A 15,940-nucleotide genomic window follows, 5' to 3' on the forward strand; every position below is an offset into this window, starting at 1 on the left:
GCCGCGCCCGCGCCGGCTGCCGGCCGTGGCCCGCGTCGGCGGCGCCGTCGCGGTGCAGGTCGCCGGTCGGGTACGTCTGGTGCGCCCCGCCGCGCGTCCGCCCGCCCACGTTGGCGGGCCCAAGCCGGATGCGGCAGGATCGGCGACATGGATCTCGGACTGACCGACCGGGTGTACGTGCTCACCGGCGCCTCCCGCGGCCTGGGCTACGCGACGGCGCAGTGCCTGGTCGCCGACGGCGCGCGAGTGGTGCTCTCGGCCCGCGACACCGACGCCGTCGACGCCGCCGCCGAAGCGCTGGGTGGCCCGGACCGGGCCGTCGGAGTCGCCGCCGACCTGGCCGACCCGCAGACCCCGGAGCGGCTGGTCGCGGCGGCCCGCAAGCACTTCGGCCGGATCGACGGCGCGCTCATCTCGGTCGGCGGCCCGCCCGCCGGCACCGCGGCGTCGATCACCGACGAGCAGTGGCGGCACTCCTTCGAGACCGTCTTTCTGGGCACCGTCCGCGCGGCGCGCACCGTCGCCGCCGCTCTGCCCGACGGTGGCGCGATCGGGCTGGTGCTCTCCACCTCGGCGCGCGGCCCGGTGCCCGGCCTCGGCATCTCCAACGGCCTGCGGCCCGGCCTGGTCGGCGTCGCCAAGGACATCGCCGACGACTACGGCCCGCGTGGCGTACGCGTGGTCGGCCTGCTGCCCGGCCGGGTCCTGACCGACCGCAACCGGGAGCTGTTCGCCGCCACCGGCGACCCCGAGCGCGCCCGCGCCGAGGCGGAGGCGAGCATCCCGCTGCGCCGCCTCGGCGACCCGGCCGAGTTCGGGCGGGTGGCCGCGTTCGTGCTCTCCCCCGCCGCCAGCTACCTGACCGGCCTCACCGTCCCGGTCGACGGCGGCGCGCTGCGCGGCCTGTGACAGCGGGCGCTCCGACACCCGGCGAGGGCGGCCGAGGCGGGGATGTGCCGACCGCGCTGGGAGGTCGCACGGGTGCCGCGCATCCACGACCGAGCAAGGCGGACCTGGCCGCCGCCACCGACCGGACCATCCCGGACGTGCTCGCGCCGGCGCTGTCGGTGCTCTTCGTCGGGATCAACCCGGGCCTGTGGTCGGCCGCCACCGGCTGGCATTTCGCCCGGCCCGGCAACCGGTTCTGGCCGGCGCTGCACCTGGGCGGGTTCACCGCCCGGCTGCTGCACCCGAGCGAACAGGACGAGCTGCCGGCCCTCGGGCTCGGCATCACCAACATGGCCGCCCGGGCCAGCGCCCGCGCCGACGAGCTGACCGCCGAGGAACTGCTCGACGGCGCCGCGATCCTGACCGACAAGGTGACCCGGTACCGGCCGCGCTGGGTGGCGGTGGTCGGGGTGACCGCGTACCGGATCGGCTTTCAGCGGCCGAAGGCGGCCTTCGGGCCGCAGCCGGAGTCGCTGGCCGGTGCCCGGCTGTGGGTGCTGCCGAACCCGAGTGGACTGAACGCGCACTTCACGCCGGTGACGCTGGGCGCGGCGTTCGCCGAGCTGCGCGAGGCGACCGGCCTGCCGGACCGTCGTCCGACCTGACGCCGCCTGCCGTTGATCGACTCGACTTCCTGGAAGTCGGCCTGTCGACGCGGCCGGGACACCCCGATTTCCAGGAACCGGAGTCGATCAACCGATCATCGGTCAGTTGGCGGCGGCGGGTGGCATCGCCTCGTCGGCGACGTACGTGCCCAGGGGCATGACCACCGGTTCGGGGCCGGTCGCGTCCACGAAGGGCCGGGGCGAGTCGGCGACCGCGAACTGGGTGCGGTACAGCTCGGCGTAGAGCCCGCCGACAGCGACCAACTCGTCGTGGCGGCCCCGCTCGACGATCCGCCCGCCGTCGAGCACGAGGATCTGGTCGGCGTCGCGGACTGTGGAGAGCCGGTGCGCGATCACCAGGGCGGTACGCCCGGCCAGCGCCACCGACAGCGCCCGCTGCACGGCCGCCTCGCTCTCCGAGTCCAGGTGTGCGGTCGCCTCGTCGAGGATCACGATCGACGGGGCCTTGAGCAGCAGCCGGGCGATGGCGATGCGCTGCTTCTCGCCGCCGGAGAAGCGGTAGCCCCGCTCCCCCACCGTGGTGTCCAGCCCGTCGGGCAGCGACCGGACGAGGTCGGCGACCTGGGCGCCGGCGAGCGCCGCCCAGATCTCGTCGTCGGTGGCGTCCGGCTTGGCGTACCGCAGGTTCTCGGCGATCGTCTCGTGGAACAGGTGCGAATCCTGGGTGACGACGCCGATCTCGTCGCGCAGGGAGGCGAGCGTCGCGTCGCGCACGTCGGTCCCGCCGACCAGCACCTGGCCGTCGGTGACGTCGTAGATGCGGGAGATGAGCATGGACAGCGTCGACTTGCCGGCGCCGGACGGGCCGACGAGGGCGACCATCTGCCCCGGCTCGACGCTGAACGAGACGCCCTTGAGCACCGGCTCGTTGACGGTCCGGTCGAGGGTGGCGACCTCTTCCAGCGAGGCGAGGGAGATCTCGGCGGCGCTCGGGTAGCGGAACCGCACGTCACGGAAGTCGACGCGACCGTTGCCGCGGGGAACCGGCACCGCGTCGGGCTTCTCGACGATGCCCGGCTGCAGGTCGAGCACCTCGAAGACCCGGTCGAAGGAGACCAGGGCGCTCATCACGTCCACCCGGACGTTGGAGAGCGCGGTGAGCGGCCCGTACAGCCGCGTGAGCAGCAGCGCGAGGGTCACCACGGTGCCCGCGCTGACGCCGCCGGTGACGGCGAGCCAACCGCCGAGGCCGTAGGTGAGTGCCTGCGCCAGCGAGGCGACCAGCAGCATCGCCACGAAGAACGTCCGGGAGTACATGGCGGACTGGATGCCGATGTCACGCACCCGCTCGGCCCGGTCGGCGAAGCGGCGGGCCTCGATCTCGGGCTGGCCGAACAGCTTCACCAGCAGCGCCCCGGCCACCCCGAACCGCTCGGTCATGGTCGCGCTCATCTTGGCGTCGAGGTTGTACGCCTCCCGGGTGATGTCGGCCAGCCGCCGTCCGACCCGTCGGGCCGGGATGATGAAGATCGGGAGCAGCACCAGCGAGAGGGCGGTGATCTGCCAGGAGAGGGTGAACATCACCGCGGCGGTGAGGACCAGTTGGATGACGTTGCTGACCACACCGGACAGGGTGGAGGTGAACGCCCGCTGGGCGCCGAGAACGTCGTTGTTGAGGCGGCTGACCAGGGCCCCGGTCTGGGTGCGGGTGAAGAACTGCAACGGCATCCGCTGCACGTGGTCGTAGACCCGGGTGCGCAGGTCGAGGATGATGCCCTCGCCGATGCGGGCCGAATACCACCTCTGGGCCAGGGACAGCAGCGCGTCGGCGACGGCCAGACCGGCGATGAACAGGGCCAGCTTGACCACGAGCCGGCCGGCCTCGCTGCCGCCCCGGTTGATGGCGTTGATGACGTCACCGGCGAGCACCGGCGTCGCCACGCCGATGATGGCGGCCAGCACCACGGTGGCCAAAAAGACGATGATGTCGCGCCGGTAGGGCTGGGCGAAGGCCACGATGCGGCGGGCCACGCCGTGCTTGAGCCGGTGGGTGGAGACCTCGTCGCGGTTACGCATCGACCGGAGCATGCTCCACCCGGCCATGCCACCGCCGGACATCGGGTTGGACACCGCTCACCTCCGGGTCGTCGGGTGGACCACACACGTCAGGTCAATTCTCCCGACGACTCTGACAACCTCGGTCGTAACCCGGATCTTCCCGTACGGTCCTTACTATTCTCCGCGGCCGGCCAGATCCCGCAGGCGGCGGGTCTGTGCCTCCCGCTCGGCGCGCTGCTGGTCGGCGTGCGACCGCCCCGCCGCGCCGGCGAGCAGGGCCTTGATCTCCACCACCGCGTCGCGGGGCCCGGCCAGCAGGCCCGCGGTCAGGTCACGGACCGCGCCATCCAGCTCCGCCGGCGGTACGACAAGAGTGGCCAGGCCGATCCGGTCCGCCTCGGCGGCGTCCAGCCGGCGGCCGGTCGCGCAGATCTCCAGCGCCCGGGAATAGCCGACCAGCTCGACGAGGCGCTTGGTGCCGGCCAGGTCGGGCACGAGCCCGAGCGTCACCTCGGCCATCGACAACTTCGCGTCGGCGGCCAGGATCCGCAGGTCACAGGCCAGAGCGAGTTGGAAACCCGCGCCGATCGCGTGCCCCTGCACTGCGGCCACCGAGATGACGTCCGGCCGGTGCAGCCAGGTGAAGCCGGCCTGGAACTCGGCGATCCGGTCGGCGCACTCCTGCTCGGGCAGCGTGGCCAGCTCGGCGAACGACCCCGGGCCGGATGCGCCAGCCACCGCGAGGTCGAGGCCGGCGGAGAACGCACGCCCCTCGCCACGCAGCACCACCACCCGGACGTCGCCGGGCAGGTCGCGAGAGAAGTCGCTCATCGCGCGCCACATCGCCGGCGTCTGGGCATTGAGCACGTCGGGCCGGCACAACGTCACCGTGGCAACCGGCCCGTCGCAGGTCAGCCGAACCCCGGTCGCCTCGGCGGTCACCGGGCTGCCCGGGGCGCGGCGCTGGTGAACGACGCGAAGGGGCGGGTCACGCCTTCTTGCGGCGCCGGGCACCGCCGCGCTGACGCAGCTGAACCCCGGACTCGGTGAGCACTCGGTGGATGAACCCGTAGGAACGGCCGGTCGAGGCCGCCAGCGCGCGGATGCTCTCCCCCGACGTGTACCGCTTTACCAGGTCCTTGGCGAGCGTCTGACGCTCGGCTCCGACGATCCGGCGACCCTTCTCAGTGCTGGTGGCTGTGCCAGTGGCTGCCATGCTGTGTCCTCACGTCCCAGACTGTGCGGTTCGGATACGGTCCCACCTATTAGACCGCCTCGGACGATCATGCGCCAGATATCAACTCTTCGCCAACCGACACGCTATGCAATGTCAGCTTCCCGATAGAGTGATCCTCGCGATCGGCCCCGGCGCATCGTCCGGAAGGGCCACCGCCGCGCGGCGACGCCTCGACCCGTACGCTCCCGGGCGTGATCGACCTGCTGGGCACCGCGGCCGGAGCGGCGGTGGTCTTCGCCGCCACCGACATCGACGACATCGTCATCCTCACGCTGTTCTTCGTGGCGGCCCGCACCACCGGCCGGCCCCGCACCTCGCAGATCGTCGCGGGCCAGTACCTGGGAATCGGCGCGCTCGCGCTGGCCAGCGCGGTGGTCGCCGCCGGGTTGCTGGTCGTACCGGACCCGTGGACCGGGCTGCTCGGCCTGCTGCCGATCGCGTTGGGCATCCGCGCGCTGCGCGGCGCGGACGATGACGAGCCGGCCACTGTCGTCAGCGGGACACTCGGCGTGGCCGGGGTGACCATCGCCAACGGCGCCGACAACGTGGCCGTCTACGTACCCGTGTTCCGGGCTCTCGGCCCCGGCGACAGCGCGGTCTTCCTGCTGGTCTTCGTCGTGTTCGTCGGCCTGTGGTGCGCCGCCGCGGCCTGGCTGGGTGGACACCGCAGGGTGGTACGCCTGGTGGAGCGCGCCGGCCACTGGCTGGTGCCGGCCATCTTCGTCGCCATCGGCGTGGTGATCCTGGTCAGCTCCGGCGTGCTCGGCCGGCTGGTCGACCTGCTGGGCTGAGGCCCGGCGCGGCGGTCAGGCCAGCTCGACCAGTACGGCCCTGCGGTCAGGCCAGCTCGACCAGTTCGAGGAGGTCGTCGCTCCAGGCGTCCTCGTCGCCGTCGGGCAGCAGGATCGCGCGGTCGGGCTTGAGCGCGAGCACCGCGCCCGGGTCGTGCGTGACCAGCACGATGGCGCCCGGGTAGTTGGCGATCGCGTCGAGCACCTGCTCGCGGCTGACCGGGTCGAGGTTGTTGGTCGGCTCGTCGAGCAGCAGCACGTTGGCGCCGGAGCAGACCAGGGTGGACAGCGCCAGCCGGGTCTTCTCGCCGCCCGAGAGCACCCCGGCCGGCTTGTTCACGTCGTCGCCGGAGAACAGGAACGCACCGAGGATCTTGCGCAGGTCGGTGTCGGACTGCTCGACGGCGGCGGCGCGCATGTTCTCCAGCACCGTCCGCTCCACGTCAAGCGTCTCGTGCTCCTGGGCGTAGTACCCCAACCGCAGCCCGTGCCCCGCGTGCACCTCGCCCGTGTCCGGGGTGAGCAGCCCGCCGAGCATCCGCAGCAGCGTCGTCTTGCCAGCGCCGTTGAGCCCGAGGATGGCCACCCGGGAACCACGATCCACCGCGACGTTGACGTCGGTGAAGATCTCCAGCGAGCCGTACGACTTGGACAGGCCGGTCGCGGTGAGCGGCGTCTTGCCACACGGGGCGGGGCTGGGGAAGCGCACCTTGGCCACCCGGTCGGCGACGCGAACCTCCTCCAGGCCCGAGATCAGCTTCTCGGCGCGGCGCGCCATGTTCTGCGCGGCGACGGTCTTGGTGGCCTTGGCCCGCATCTTGTCGGCCTGCGCCATCAACGCGCCGGCCTTCTTCTCCGCGTTGGCCCGCTCCCGGCGGCGGCGGCGCTCGTCGGTCTCGCGGGCCTCCAGGTACGCCTTCCAGCCCAGGTTGTAGACGTCGATCACGGACCGGGTGGCGTCGAGGAACCAGACCTTGTTGACCACCGACTCCAGCAGCGCGCCGTCGTGGGAGATCACGATGAGGCCGCCCTTGTGGTTGGCGAGGAAGCCCCGCAACCAGGTGATCGAGTCCGCGTCGAGGTGGTTCGTCGGCTCGTCGAGCAGCAGGATGCCGCCGCCGTTCTCACCGGCGTCGCGGAACAGGATCCGGGCCAGCTCGATGCGCCGGCGCTGACCGCCGGAGAGAGTGCCGATGGTCTGGGCGAGCGCGCGGTCCGGCAGCCCCAGGTTGGCGCAGATGCGAGCGGCCTCGGCCTCGGCCGCGTACCCGCCCAGGGCGGCGAACTGGTCCTCCAGCGCGCCGTAGCGGCGGACCAGCTTGTCGCTGGCGTCCTCGGCCAGTTGGGCCTCGATCTCCTTCATCTGGGACATCAGCACGTCCAGGCCACGGGCGGAGAGCACCCGGTCGCGGCCGGTGACCTCCAGGTCGCCGGTGCGCGGGTCCTGCGGGAGGTAGCCGATGGCGCTGCGCTGGTCGATCTGCCCGCCGTACGGCTGCCCCTCGCCGGCGAGCACCTTCAGGGTGGTGGTCTTGCCGGCGCCGTTGCGGCCGACCAGGCCGATCCGGTCACCGGGCTGCACGCGCAGCGTGGTGTCGGACAGCAGGATCCGGGAGCCGGCGCGCAACTCCAGGCCGGTGGCAGTGATCATCTCGTGGGACTCGCTCTCGGGGTCTGGAAGGCTGACTCAGGGCACGCGAAAGCGCCGGCGGGCGGTGGGCCCGTCGGCGCGGGGCGGTTCAGCCTTCGCAGCGCGGCACGGGGACAAGTGTACCGGGGCGCGGTCGAGCGGCCGGGCCGGATTACCAATCAAGATCATCGGGTACCGGATCGCCTGTCCGGACCCCGTCCGGCACTGAAGCGATAAAACGACATACACCAGACATTCACCGGCATACGGCGATCGGGGTCAGCATGGAACTCAACGAGCGGGCCGAGCTCGACACCTCCCAGGCCAACGACCTGGGTCGGGGCGGCGGGGGCGGTGGCATGGGCATCCCCATCCCGGGCGGTGGCGGCCGGGGCGGCATCATCGGCATCGTGGTCGCCGTCATCGTCGCCCTGCTCGGCGGCGGCTTCGGCCTCAACGCGATGAACAACGGCGACGGGGGCGGCCAGGCCGGGGGTGACGACCTGGACCAGGTGTGCTCCACCGCGAACCCCGACCGTCTCCAGGACGCGCGCTGCCGCAACCTGCTCTACGTCAACAGCATCCAGGCGTACTGGCAGAAGGAGTACCCGGAGCTGGGCAACGGCAAGTACGAGCCCACCACCACGAACTTCTTCCAGGATGCCGTGAACACCGGCTGTGGACAGGCCGACTCGGGCGTCGGCCCGTTCTACTGCCCCGCCGACAAGTTGGTGTACATCGACCTGAGCTTCTACGACGAGCTGGCCACCCGGTTCGGGGCCAAGGGCGAGTTCGCCCAGCCGTACGTGCTCGCCCACGAGTACGGCCACCACATCCAGGACCTGCTCGGCACCAACGCGAAGGCCGGCCAGGGCGACCAGAGCGGCCCCCGCTCCGCCTCCGTGCGGCTGGAGTTGCAGGCCGACTGCTACGCCGGCGCCTGGGCCAAGCACGCGACCGAGAGCAAGGACAAGACCGGCCAGCAGCCGCTCTTCAAGTCGATCACCGAGGCCGACATCAACCAGGCCGTCGACACCGCCGAGGCGATCGGTGACGACAGCATCCAGGAACGCTCCGGCGGGCGGGTCAACCCGGACCAGTTCACCCACGGCACGTCCGAGCAGCGCAAGCGCTGGTTCACCCAGGGCTACGACAAGGGCGACCCGAAGAACTGCGACACCTTCGGCACCGACCAGCTCTGACACCCGATTCGCGACGTGGCAGGCCCCGAGGGGCCTGCCACGTCCATGTTCACCACCAGTCGGGCCGAAGACCCGACAGCGCCGTGGGTGCAGACGTCGGGACGGGGAGGCCGTCAACCCCGCTCATCGGGCAACTGACGCCAGTGAGTTCACCTGTCCGGGAAATGTGATGCCCTCAGTCGAGCCGGGACACCTGGTAGTGCCCGATCAACCAGGCGCCCCCGACCCGCCGCACCAGCACACCGAGGTACACCCTCAGCGCCGGTCGGTCGGTGAACCCGAACTCGACCTCCAGATAGCCGAGGACCGCGTCGTCCGCGAGCCGCCGGGTCTCCCGGATCTCGTACGCGGCGGTCAGGCCGAGCGGCTGCGCGGCGTAGTACGCGGCGACGCCGTCCCGGCCGACGACGTAGGGGCGCAGGCCCTGGAAGATCGCATCCTCGGTGAAGACCGACGCGACCTGATCCGGCTGGTGGGCGTCGACAGCCGACTTCCACCGGTCCAGGACGGTCCGCAGGACGTCCGCCTCGCTGCTGGCCATCGTCACCTCCTCGCCTGCCGGGGCGGCTGACCCGGGTCGTTCGGGTGCGGCGTCAACACCGTGACCGTCTCCCGCCGCCAGGCACGCAGCGGCATCGACGCGAGGACCGCCTCCAACTCGTCCGCGTCGGCGGCCTGGAAGAGCCCCCACGTACGCCACTCCCCCGGCGCCAGCGGCGGCCGCCACAGGCGCAGGAGGCTGCCCTGTGCCACCAGCTCGGCCGAACGCGCCGCCTCGCGTGCGCGCATGTCGGCGACCTCGTCCTCGGACGTGCCGTCGGGCACCGTCGTCACCATGTCAACCAGGAACTCCACCCGCCCATCCTCCGGCCGGCGGCCCGGCAGCACGCCGGGAACCCCGATCTGCGTGGCGGTCGTCTCCCCGGCGGCCCTCAGTTGCCCGGCCGGAGTACTGGGCGTTCCGCACCGCCGACGTCACCGCGCGGAGTCGGGCTCCGGGTCGCGCAGCCGGATCCGTACCGCCCGGGCCGCGCCCACCGCCGCCACCAGCACCGCGTGCCGCGGCTCCGGCACGTCGAGCAGCCGCTCGGCCCGCAGCGGCACGAGCGGGGCCAACCGCCGGTCGGCCAGCACCGTGTCCACCGCCCGCCGGTCACCGCCGCAGACGAGGGCCGCGAGCCGCGCCGCCTCCGGCAACAGCAGGCGTACGGCCAGGTCCGCCGCGTCGCCCAGCGCCGCCTTGGCCTGGTTGTCGCGGCGGCGGGCGAACCGGTGCTGCGACCATCCCCCGGCGGCGGTGCGCCCCTGCACGTACCGGGTGTCCACCTTGGAGACCACGAGGTCGGGGCCCTGCGCCACACCTACCGCCACCGCGCCCTTGCGGGCCAGCAGCAGGCCGATCCGGTGCGGTGCGCCGGCTGCGGCAACGAAGGCCGCCACGTCCGCGCCGACCGGAGCGCCCGGCGGGGCGTACAGCTCGGCGGTGGTCCCGTCGGGTGCGGTGAGCAGCAGGCCGAACTCCCGCGCGGTGGTGGTGGGCGGGCCGTGCCGGTCGGCGAAGCCCTCGACCCAGCGGCCGACGCGGGCCGGGTCGACCTCGACCCACCGGCCGCCCCCGGCTGCGGGTCGACTGGTCACGGCCCGACCGTACGCCACGACGACTCGGGGCGGGGCGTCGGGCGGGCTCGGCCTCAGCCGGGCAGCAGCGCCACCACCGCGAGCGCGGCGATGAGCGCGCTGGAGACCAGGCCGGTGACGAGCCGGCCACGCGGCCCGGTCAGCGCCCGGCCGACCATCGTGCCGCCGCCCGCGATGAGCAGCTGCCAGCTCGCCGACGCCAGGAACACGCCGGCCACGAAGAGCCCGGCGGTCAGCCCGTTCGCGTCCGCGGTGTCCCGGCGCCCGAGCACCAGCGCGGCGAAGTAGAGCACTGTCATCGGGTTCAGCAGGGTCAGCCCGAGCACCGCCGCGTACGCCCGAGCGGGAGTACGCAGGCCCCCGCCGGCCGATGGCGCCGGCCGGGCGCGGTGGGTGGTCCACGTGCGCCAGAGGCCGTGCGCGGCGAGCCCCAGCAGGACCACTGCGGCGACCACCCGCAGCGGACCGGCCGCCGGGGCGACGACCCCGGCCAGGCCCGCGCCGCCGAACGCGGCGACCGCCGCGTACAGCCCGTCGGCCGTCGCCACCGCGAGCGCCGCGGCCGCGCCGACCCGGAACGAGGTACGGGCGCTGAGCCCCAGGATGAGGATCGCTATCGCGCCGACCGGGATGGCGACGCCGTACCCGGCCACCAGACCGGCGAGGAACGCGCCGCTCACGACGACGGGCGACGGGTCGAGGCCACCCCGGGCACGGTGCGCTGTCGACGCGCGGCGGTGGCCGCACGGACAGAAACCTGCATCGGGTACGCCTCAATCACAGTCGGCATCCTGCGCGCCCCACCCACGCCCCCGCAACGGACTTTCGCCCACGCCCACGCCAAGATCCTCACAACATCGCCGATGTTGCTGCCTCAGCCTGGCGGGAGACAGCAACATCGGTGAAGTTGCGCGGATCTTGCCAAGGCCGCCGGCGAGCAAGCCCATCTGGAGGCGAGCCGCGAACGTCAACGACGATCCGGCCAAGATCGCGCTCCAAGCAGGATGTAGTGGCCTCGGCGACGCACCGAGGCCACTACATCAATGATCGAGCACGATCTTGGGCCCGTCAGGGTCGATAAAGTACTGGGCTCCGGGCCACTGCGGTTTCCCGCGCATCCGCAACGGATCGAGCGCGGCGCCCCGGAGGGCACCGCGCTCGACGACTGTGGGACGGAGTCGGGTCAGACGTTGAAGCCGAGGGAACGGAGCTGGTCCCGACCCTCGTCGGTAATCTTGTCCGGACCCCACGGCGGGAGCCACACCCAGTTGATCCGGATGTCGTTGACCAGGCCGCCGCCCGGGCCGGTGGTCAGCGCCTGCCGGGCCTGGTCCTCGATGACGTCGGTCAGCGGGCAGGCCGCCGAGGTGAGCGTCATGTCCAGGGTCGCGACGTTCTCGTCGTCGACGTGCACCCCGTACACCAGGCCGAGGTCGACCACGTTGATGCCCAACTCGGGGTCGACGACGTCCTTCATCGCCTCCTCGATGTCGGCGATCATCGCCTTGCTGACGCCGCCCGTCGAGGTGGCGGCGTCGCCGGCACCCGGCGCCGCAGCCGCGTCGGCCGCAGCGCCGTCGGTCGTCGCAGCGCCGTCGGTCGCAACGGCGTCGGTCGTCGGGGCTCCGTCGGTCGTCACGGCGTCGGTCTGCGGCGCCGCGGTGGCGTCACCGGCCTCCGGCGTCGCCGCGGTAGCGGTGTTCTCGCTCATGCCGTCCCTCCGGTTCGCTTCGTGATGCCACCCGGCACCACAGTGCTGCTGGAAATCGCTCCCTGACGCACGCTCACGCCTTCACCTCCGGGCCCACGCCCACGCCGGCGCGTGCCGCGGCGTCCTTGAACGCCATCCACGGCAGCAGCGCGCACTTCACCCGGGCGGGGTAGCGGGCGACGCCCGCGAAGGCCACCCCGTCACCGAGTACGTCCTCGTCGGGCGTGACCTGGCCACGTCCCGACATCAACTCGACGAACGCCTCGTGCACCTCGAATGCTTCCCCGGTGCCCCGACCGCGCAGCAGTTCGTGCAGCACGCTCGCCGAGGCCTGGCTGATCGAGCAGCCCATGCCGTCGTACGAGATGTCGTGCAGCACGTCGCCGTCGGTGGCCACCCGGACGGTGATCTCGTCGCCGCAGGTCGGGTTGACGTGGTGCGCTTCCGCGACCTGGTCGGTCGCGTCGTCGGCGTCACGCAGGCCACGGCCGTGCGGATGCTTGTAGTGGTCCAGGATGATCTCCTGGTAGAGCTGGTCGAGTTGCACCATCAGTCGAACACCTTCCGCACCTGCTCCAGACCGCCCACCAGGGCGTCGATCTCCTCGGTGGTGGTGTAGAGGTAGAACGAGGCCCGGGTCATCGCCGGGACGCCGAACCGGCTGCACACCGGCTTCGCGCAGTGGTGGCCCACCCGCACCTGCACGCCGAGCGAGTCGAGCACCTGGCCCACGTCGTGCGGGTGCACGTCACCGAGGGCGAACGAGATGGTGCCGCCGCGGCCCACCGGCACGGTCGGGCCGAAGATCCGCAGGTCCGGCACCGTGCCGAGGGCCTCCAGCGCGTACGCCGTCAGCTCCTTCTCGTGCCACTGGACGGCCCGCATCCCGACGCCGGTCAGGTAGTCGACGGCCGCACCGAGCGCGACAGCCTCGGCGATCGGCGGGGTGCCCGCCTCGAAGCGGGCCGGCGGCGCGGCGAACGTCGACCGGGCCATGGTCACCGTCTCGATCATCGAGCCGCCGCCCATCACCGGCGGCATGGCCGCCAGCAGCTCACCGCGGCCCCAGAGCACGCCGATGCCGGTCGGACCGAGCATCTTGTGCCCGGTGAACACGATGTAGTCGGCGTCCAGGTCGACGACGTCGATGGGCAGGTGCGGCACCGACTGCGAGCAGTCCAGCAGCAGCAGCGCACCCACCTCGCGGACCCGCGCGGTGATCCGGGAGGTCGCGTTGACGGTGCCGAGGATGTTGGACACGTGCACCAGCGAGACGATCTTCGTCCGTTCGGTGACCAGGTCCTCCAGGCCCGACTCGTCGAGCCGACCCTGGTCGGTCACCGGGAACCAGCGCAGGGTCGCGCCGGTCCGCTCGCAGAGCAGCTGCCACGGGACGATGTTCGAGTGGTGCTCCATCTCGGAGATCACCACCTCGTCGCCGGGGCCGAGCCGGAACCGGGGGTCACCGTCCGGGCGCAGGGAGGCGTTCGAGAAGGCGTACGCCACGATGTTGATCGCCTCGGTGGAGTTCTTGGTGAACACCACCTCGTCGACGCTCGGCGCGTTGATGAACGCGGCGATCTTGGCCCGCGCCCCCTCGTACGCCTCGGTGGCCTCGGTGCCCAGGGTGTGCACCGAGCGCGACACGTTGGCGTTGTGCCGCGCGTAGTGCTCGTCGAGCACGTCGAGCACCTGCCGGGGCTTGTGCGAGGTGTTGGCGCTGTCGAGGTAGACCAGCGGGTGCCCGTTGATCTCCCGATCGAGGATCGGGAAGTCGGCGCGTACCCGGGCCACGTCGAAACGCGGCACGTCGTCGTACTGCGGCATCCCCTCGGGGATCGCGATGCTGGTCATCTCGGCAGCGCCTTCCCCACTCAGGCCTTGGCCGTGCCGGCCCCGGCGGCGTACCGCTCGTAGCCCTCGGCCTCGAGCTTGTCGGCCAGCTCCGGGCCGCCCTGCTCGACGATCCGGCCGGCCACGAAGACGTGCACGAAGTCCGGCTTGATGTAGCGCAGGATCCGCGTGTAGTGGGTGATCAGCAGCACGCCGGTGTCACCGGTGTCGCGGACCCGGTTGACGCCCTCGCTGACAACGCGCAGCGCGTCCACGTCGAGGCCCGAGTCGGTCTCGTCGAGGACCGCGATCTTCGGCTTCAGCAGCTCCAGCTGGACGATCTCGTGCCGCTTCTTCTCACCGCCGGAGAAGCCCTCGTTGACGTTGCGCTGGGCGAACGCCGGGTCCATCTGCAGGCGCTCCATCGCGCCGCGCAGCTCGCCACCCCAGGTGCGCAGCTTCGGGGCCTCGCCGTCGATGGCGGTCTTCGCGGTGCGCAGGAAGTTCGCCACCGAGACGCCGGGGACCTCGACCGGGTACTGCATGGCCAGGAAGAGGCCGGCGCGAGCGCGCTCGTCGACGGTCATGGCCAGCACGTCCTCGCCGTCGAGGGTCACCGAACCGCCGGTGATCTCGTACTTGGGGTGGCCGGCGATCGAGTACGCCAGGGTGGACTTGCCGGACCCGTTCGGGCCCATGATCGCGTGGGTCTCCCCCGACTTCACGGTCAGGTCGACGCCGGCCAGGATCGGCTTGAGCTCACCCTCGGGCAGCTTGACCGACACCTTCAGGTCGCGGATCTCCAGGGTGCTCATTATCGGGTCACTCCATTACTCGGCGTCAGGCTGAGGTAGATGTCGCCGTCGCGGACTTCGACGGGGTAGACGGGGACGGGTTCGGTGGCGGGCAGGCCGGTCGGCGCACCGGTGCGCAGGTCGAAGCGCGAGCCGTGCAGCCAGCACTCCAGCGTGCAGCCGTCGACCTCACCCTCGGAGAGGGCGACCGCGGCGTGCGAGCACTCGTCGTACGCGGCGTAGAACTCGCCGTCCTCGCCGTGCACCAGGGCGATCGGGGTGCCGTCGACGTCCGCGCTGATCGCGGTGCCCTTCGGCACGTCCTCGGTGGAGCAGATGCGGATCATCAGGCGCCCGCCTTGGCCAGCCGGGCCTCGATCGCGTCGCCCAGGCGCTCGCGCAGCTCCTCGACCGGGATCTTGTTGATCACCTCGGCGAAGAAGCCGCGGACCACCAGTCGGCGGGCCTCACCCTCCGGGATGCCCCGGGCCATCAGGTAGAACAACTGCTCGTCGTCGAAGCGGCCGGTCGCGCTGGCGTGGCCGGCGCCGGCGATCTCGCCGGTCTCGATCTCCAGATTGGGTACGGAGTCCGCCCGCGCGCCGTCGGTGAGCAGCAGGTTCCGGTTGATCTCGTACGTGTCGGTGCCGGTCGCCTCGGCCTGGATCAGCACGTCGCCCACCCAGACGGTGTGCGCGTCCGCGCCCTGCAGGGCGCCCCGGTAGCCGACGTAGCTGCGGCAGTCCGGAACGTTGTGGTCGACGAGCTGCCGGTGCTCCAGGTGCTGGCCCCCGTCGGCGAAGTAGACGCCGTACAGCTCGGCCTCGCCGCCCCGACCGGTGTACTCCACGCTGGTGAACTGGCGCACCAGGTCACCGCCCAGGCTCACCTGCACGTGCGTCACCCGGGCGTCGCGGCCGAGCTTGAACTTGAGGTGCTGCGCCTGCACCGCGTCCGGTGCCCAGTCGGCCACGGTGACCAGGGTCAGCTTGGCCCCGTCGCCCACCGACACCTCGACGTTGTCCGCCAGGGTCGCCGAGCCGACGTGCTCCAGCACCAGCGTCAGCTCCGCGAAGCGGCCCACCTCGACGAAGGTGTGCCCGAAGGCCAGACCCTCGCCACCGTCGCCGACCACCCGCACGCTCACCGGGGCGCCCACCACGACATCGCTCGCGACCGAGAACAGCAGCGCCTGCCCGGCGCCGCCGTACGCGAGCGCGCTGACCCGGTCGACCGGGGTGAGCACGCTGCCCACCCGCGGGTCGTCGGTGCCGATGCGCTCGATGGCCACGCCCTCGGGCAGCTCGCCGTACTCGTGCCGGACCGTGCCGGTACCGGCCTGCGCGTCGCCGGCGAGGCCGCGCAGTCGCTTGAGCGGGGTGAAACGCCACTCCTCCTCCAGGCCGGTGAGGGCCGGGAAGTCGGCGACGTCGTACGAGCGCAACGCCTGCGACTTGGTGCTGGGCGGTGGCGCGGAAGCCTGGGTAGTCATGTCTTCCTTGGTCTGTCTGTTCCGTGACGACGAGGTTGGG

18 protein-coding genes are annotated in these 15,940 nt (G+C 72.0%); 4 read left to right on the forward strand and 14 right to left on the reverse strand.

The genetic code is table 11. The annotated features are described in order from the left end of the window. Window positions 1–147: 147 nt before the first annotated feature. Together B0E54_RS24720 and mug are read left to right on the forward strand one after the other, a co-directional pair. Window positions 148–909: an SDR family oxidoreductase gene (locus B0E54_RS24720; protein WP_234588410.1), complete on the forward strand. Its 762-nt coding sequence runs from the start codon at window positions 148–150 to the stop codon at window positions 907–909. A 44-nt stretch (window positions 910–953) separates the two neighbouring features. Continuing rightward, window positions 954–1,553, forward strand: a complete 600-nt coding sequence (gene mug / locus B0E54_RS24725; RefSeq protein WP_234588413.1) for a G/U mismatch-specific DNA glycosylase — start codon at window positions 954–956, stop codon at window positions 1,551–1,553. A 102-nt stretch (window positions 1,554–1,655) separates the two neighbouring features. Here mug and B0E54_RS24730 read toward each other — a convergent pair whose 3' ends face one another. From B0E54_RS24730 to B0E54_RS24740, 3 genes are all read right to left on the reverse strand, one after another. Further along, the gene (locus B0E54_RS24730) at window positions 1,656–3,632 is read right to left on the reverse strand and encodes an ABC transporter ATP-binding protein (protein ID WP_234588462.1); all 1,977 of its coding nucleotides are present in this window, start codon (window positions 3,630–3,632) and stop codon (window positions 1,656–1,658) included. Window positions 3,633–3,746: 114 nt separating this feature from the next. Further along, a complete protein-coding gene (locus tag B0E54_RS24735; protein WP_234588415.1) occupies window positions 3,747–4,514 on the reverse strand; it encodes an enoyl-CoA hydratase/isomerase family protein in 768 nt (255 codons plus the stop codon). Window positions 4,515–4,560: 46 nt separating this feature from the next. Further along, complete coding sequence (locus B0E54_RS24740) at window positions 4,561–4,788, reverse strand: helix-turn-helix domain-containing protein (RefSeq protein ID WP_007462679.1); 228 nt, start codon at window positions 4,786–4,788, stop codon at window positions 4,561–4,563. Between the two features lie 212 nt (window positions 4,789–5,000). Between B0E54_RS24740 and B0E54_RS24745 the strand changes: the two genes are divergently transcribed. Next, on the forward strand, window positions 5,001–5,600 hold the full coding sequence (locus B0E54_RS24745; protein WP_234588417.1) for a cadmium resistance transporter: 600 nt from the start codon (window positions 5,001–5,003) through the stop codon (window positions 5,598–5,600). Between the two features lie 46 nt (window positions 5,601–5,646). Here B0E54_RS24745 and B0E54_RS24750 read toward each other — a convergent pair whose 3' ends face one another. Beyond that, window positions 5,647–7,251, reverse strand: coding sequence for an ABC-F family ATP-binding cassette domain-containing protein (locus B0E54_RS24750; protein WP_234588419.1), 1,605 nt, complete (start codon window positions 7,249–7,251; stop codon window positions 5,647–5,649). 263 nt (window positions 7,252–7,514) lie between these two features. Between B0E54_RS24750 and B0E54_RS24755 the strand changes: the two genes are divergently transcribed. After that, entirely contained in the window at window positions 7,515–8,432 is a 918-nt protein-coding gene (locus tag B0E54_RS24755; protein WP_234588421.1) for a neutral zinc metallopeptidase, read from the forward strand. Window positions 8,433–8,607: 175 nt separating this feature from the next. Here the strand turns inward: B0E54_RS24755 and B0E54_RS24760 are convergent, their stop codons facing one another. From B0E54_RS24760 to sufD, 10 genes are all read right to left on the reverse strand, one after another. After that, the gene (locus B0E54_RS24760; RefSeq protein ID WP_234588423.1) at window positions 8,608–8,973 is read right to left on the reverse strand and encodes a nuclear transport factor 2 family protein; all 366 of its coding nucleotides are present in this window, start codon (window positions 8,971–8,973) and stop codon (window positions 8,608–8,610) included. A 2-nt stretch (window positions 8,974–8,975) separates the two neighbouring features. Next, window positions 8,976–9,287 carry a muconolactone Delta-isomerase family protein gene (locus tag B0E54_RS24765; RefSeq protein WP_234588425.1) on the reverse strand — a complete coding sequence of 104 codons (312 nt, stop codon included), beginning with the start codon at window positions 9,285–9,287 and terminating at the stop codon, window positions 8,976–8,978. A 120-nt stretch (window positions 9,288–9,407) separates the two neighbouring features. Next, window positions 9,408–10,070 (reverse strand): acVLRF1 family peptidyl-tRNA hydrolase, encoded by a 663-nt coding sequence (locus B0E54_RS24770; protein WP_234588427.1) that lies wholly within the window; start codon window positions 10,068–10,070, stop codon window positions 9,408–9,410. 53 nt (window positions 10,071–10,123) lie between these two features. Further along, window positions 10,124–10,750: a LysE family transporter gene (locus tag B0E54_RS24775; protein ID WP_234588429.1), complete on the reverse strand. Its 627-nt coding sequence runs from the start codon at window positions 10,748–10,750 to the stop codon at window positions 10,124–10,126. Window positions 10,751–11,253: 503 nt separating this feature from the next. Next, window positions 11,254–11,781 (reverse strand): metal-sulfur cluster assembly factor, encoded by a 528-nt coding sequence (locus B0E54_RS24780; protein ID WP_255787607.1) that lies wholly within the window; start codon window positions 11,779–11,781, stop codon window positions 11,254–11,256. 73 nt (window positions 11,782–11,854) lie between these two features. Next, window positions 11,855–12,328, reverse strand: coding sequence for a Fe-S cluster assembly sulfur transfer protein SufU (gene sufU, locus B0E54_RS24785; protein WP_234588465.1), 474 nt, complete (start codon window positions 12,326–12,328; stop codon window positions 11,855–11,857). Window positions 12,329–12,330: 2 nt separating this feature from the next. Further along, window positions 12,331–13,635, reverse strand: a complete 1,305-nt coding sequence (locus B0E54_RS24790; RefSeq protein WP_234588430.1) for a cysteine desulfurase — start codon at window positions 13,633–13,635, stop codon at window positions 12,331–12,333. Window positions 13,636–13,655: 20 nt separating this feature from the next. Then, a complete protein-coding gene (gene sufC, locus B0E54_RS24795) occupies window positions 13,656–14,429 on the reverse strand; it encodes a Fe-S cluster assembly ATPase SufC (protein ID WP_234588431.1) in 774 nt (257 codons plus the stop codon). Next, on the reverse strand, window positions 14,429–14,755 hold the full coding sequence (locus tag B0E54_RS24800) for a non-heme iron oxygenase ferredoxin subunit (protein ID WP_234588432.1): 327 nt from the start codon (window positions 14,753–14,755) through the stop codon (window positions 14,429–14,431). The genes sufC and B0E54_RS24800 overlap by 1 nt, the downstream gene beginning before the upstream one ends. Next, window positions 14,755–15,900 carry a Fe-S cluster assembly protein SufD gene (gene sufD / locus B0E54_RS24805; RefSeq protein WP_234588433.1) on the reverse strand — a complete coding sequence of 382 codons (1,146 nt, stop codon included), beginning with the start codon at window positions 15,898–15,900 and terminating at the stop codon, window positions 14,755–14,757. The genes B0E54_RS24800 and sufD overlap by 1 nt, the downstream gene beginning before the upstream one ends. Window positions 15,901–15,940 lie beyond the last annotated feature (40 nt).

Origin of the sequence: Micromonospora sp. MH99 (assembly GCF_021442385.1) — a bacterium.
In the GTDB taxonomy this organism is placed as follows: Bacteria; Actinomycetota; Actinomycetes; order Mycobacteriales; family Micromonosporaceae; genus Micromonospora.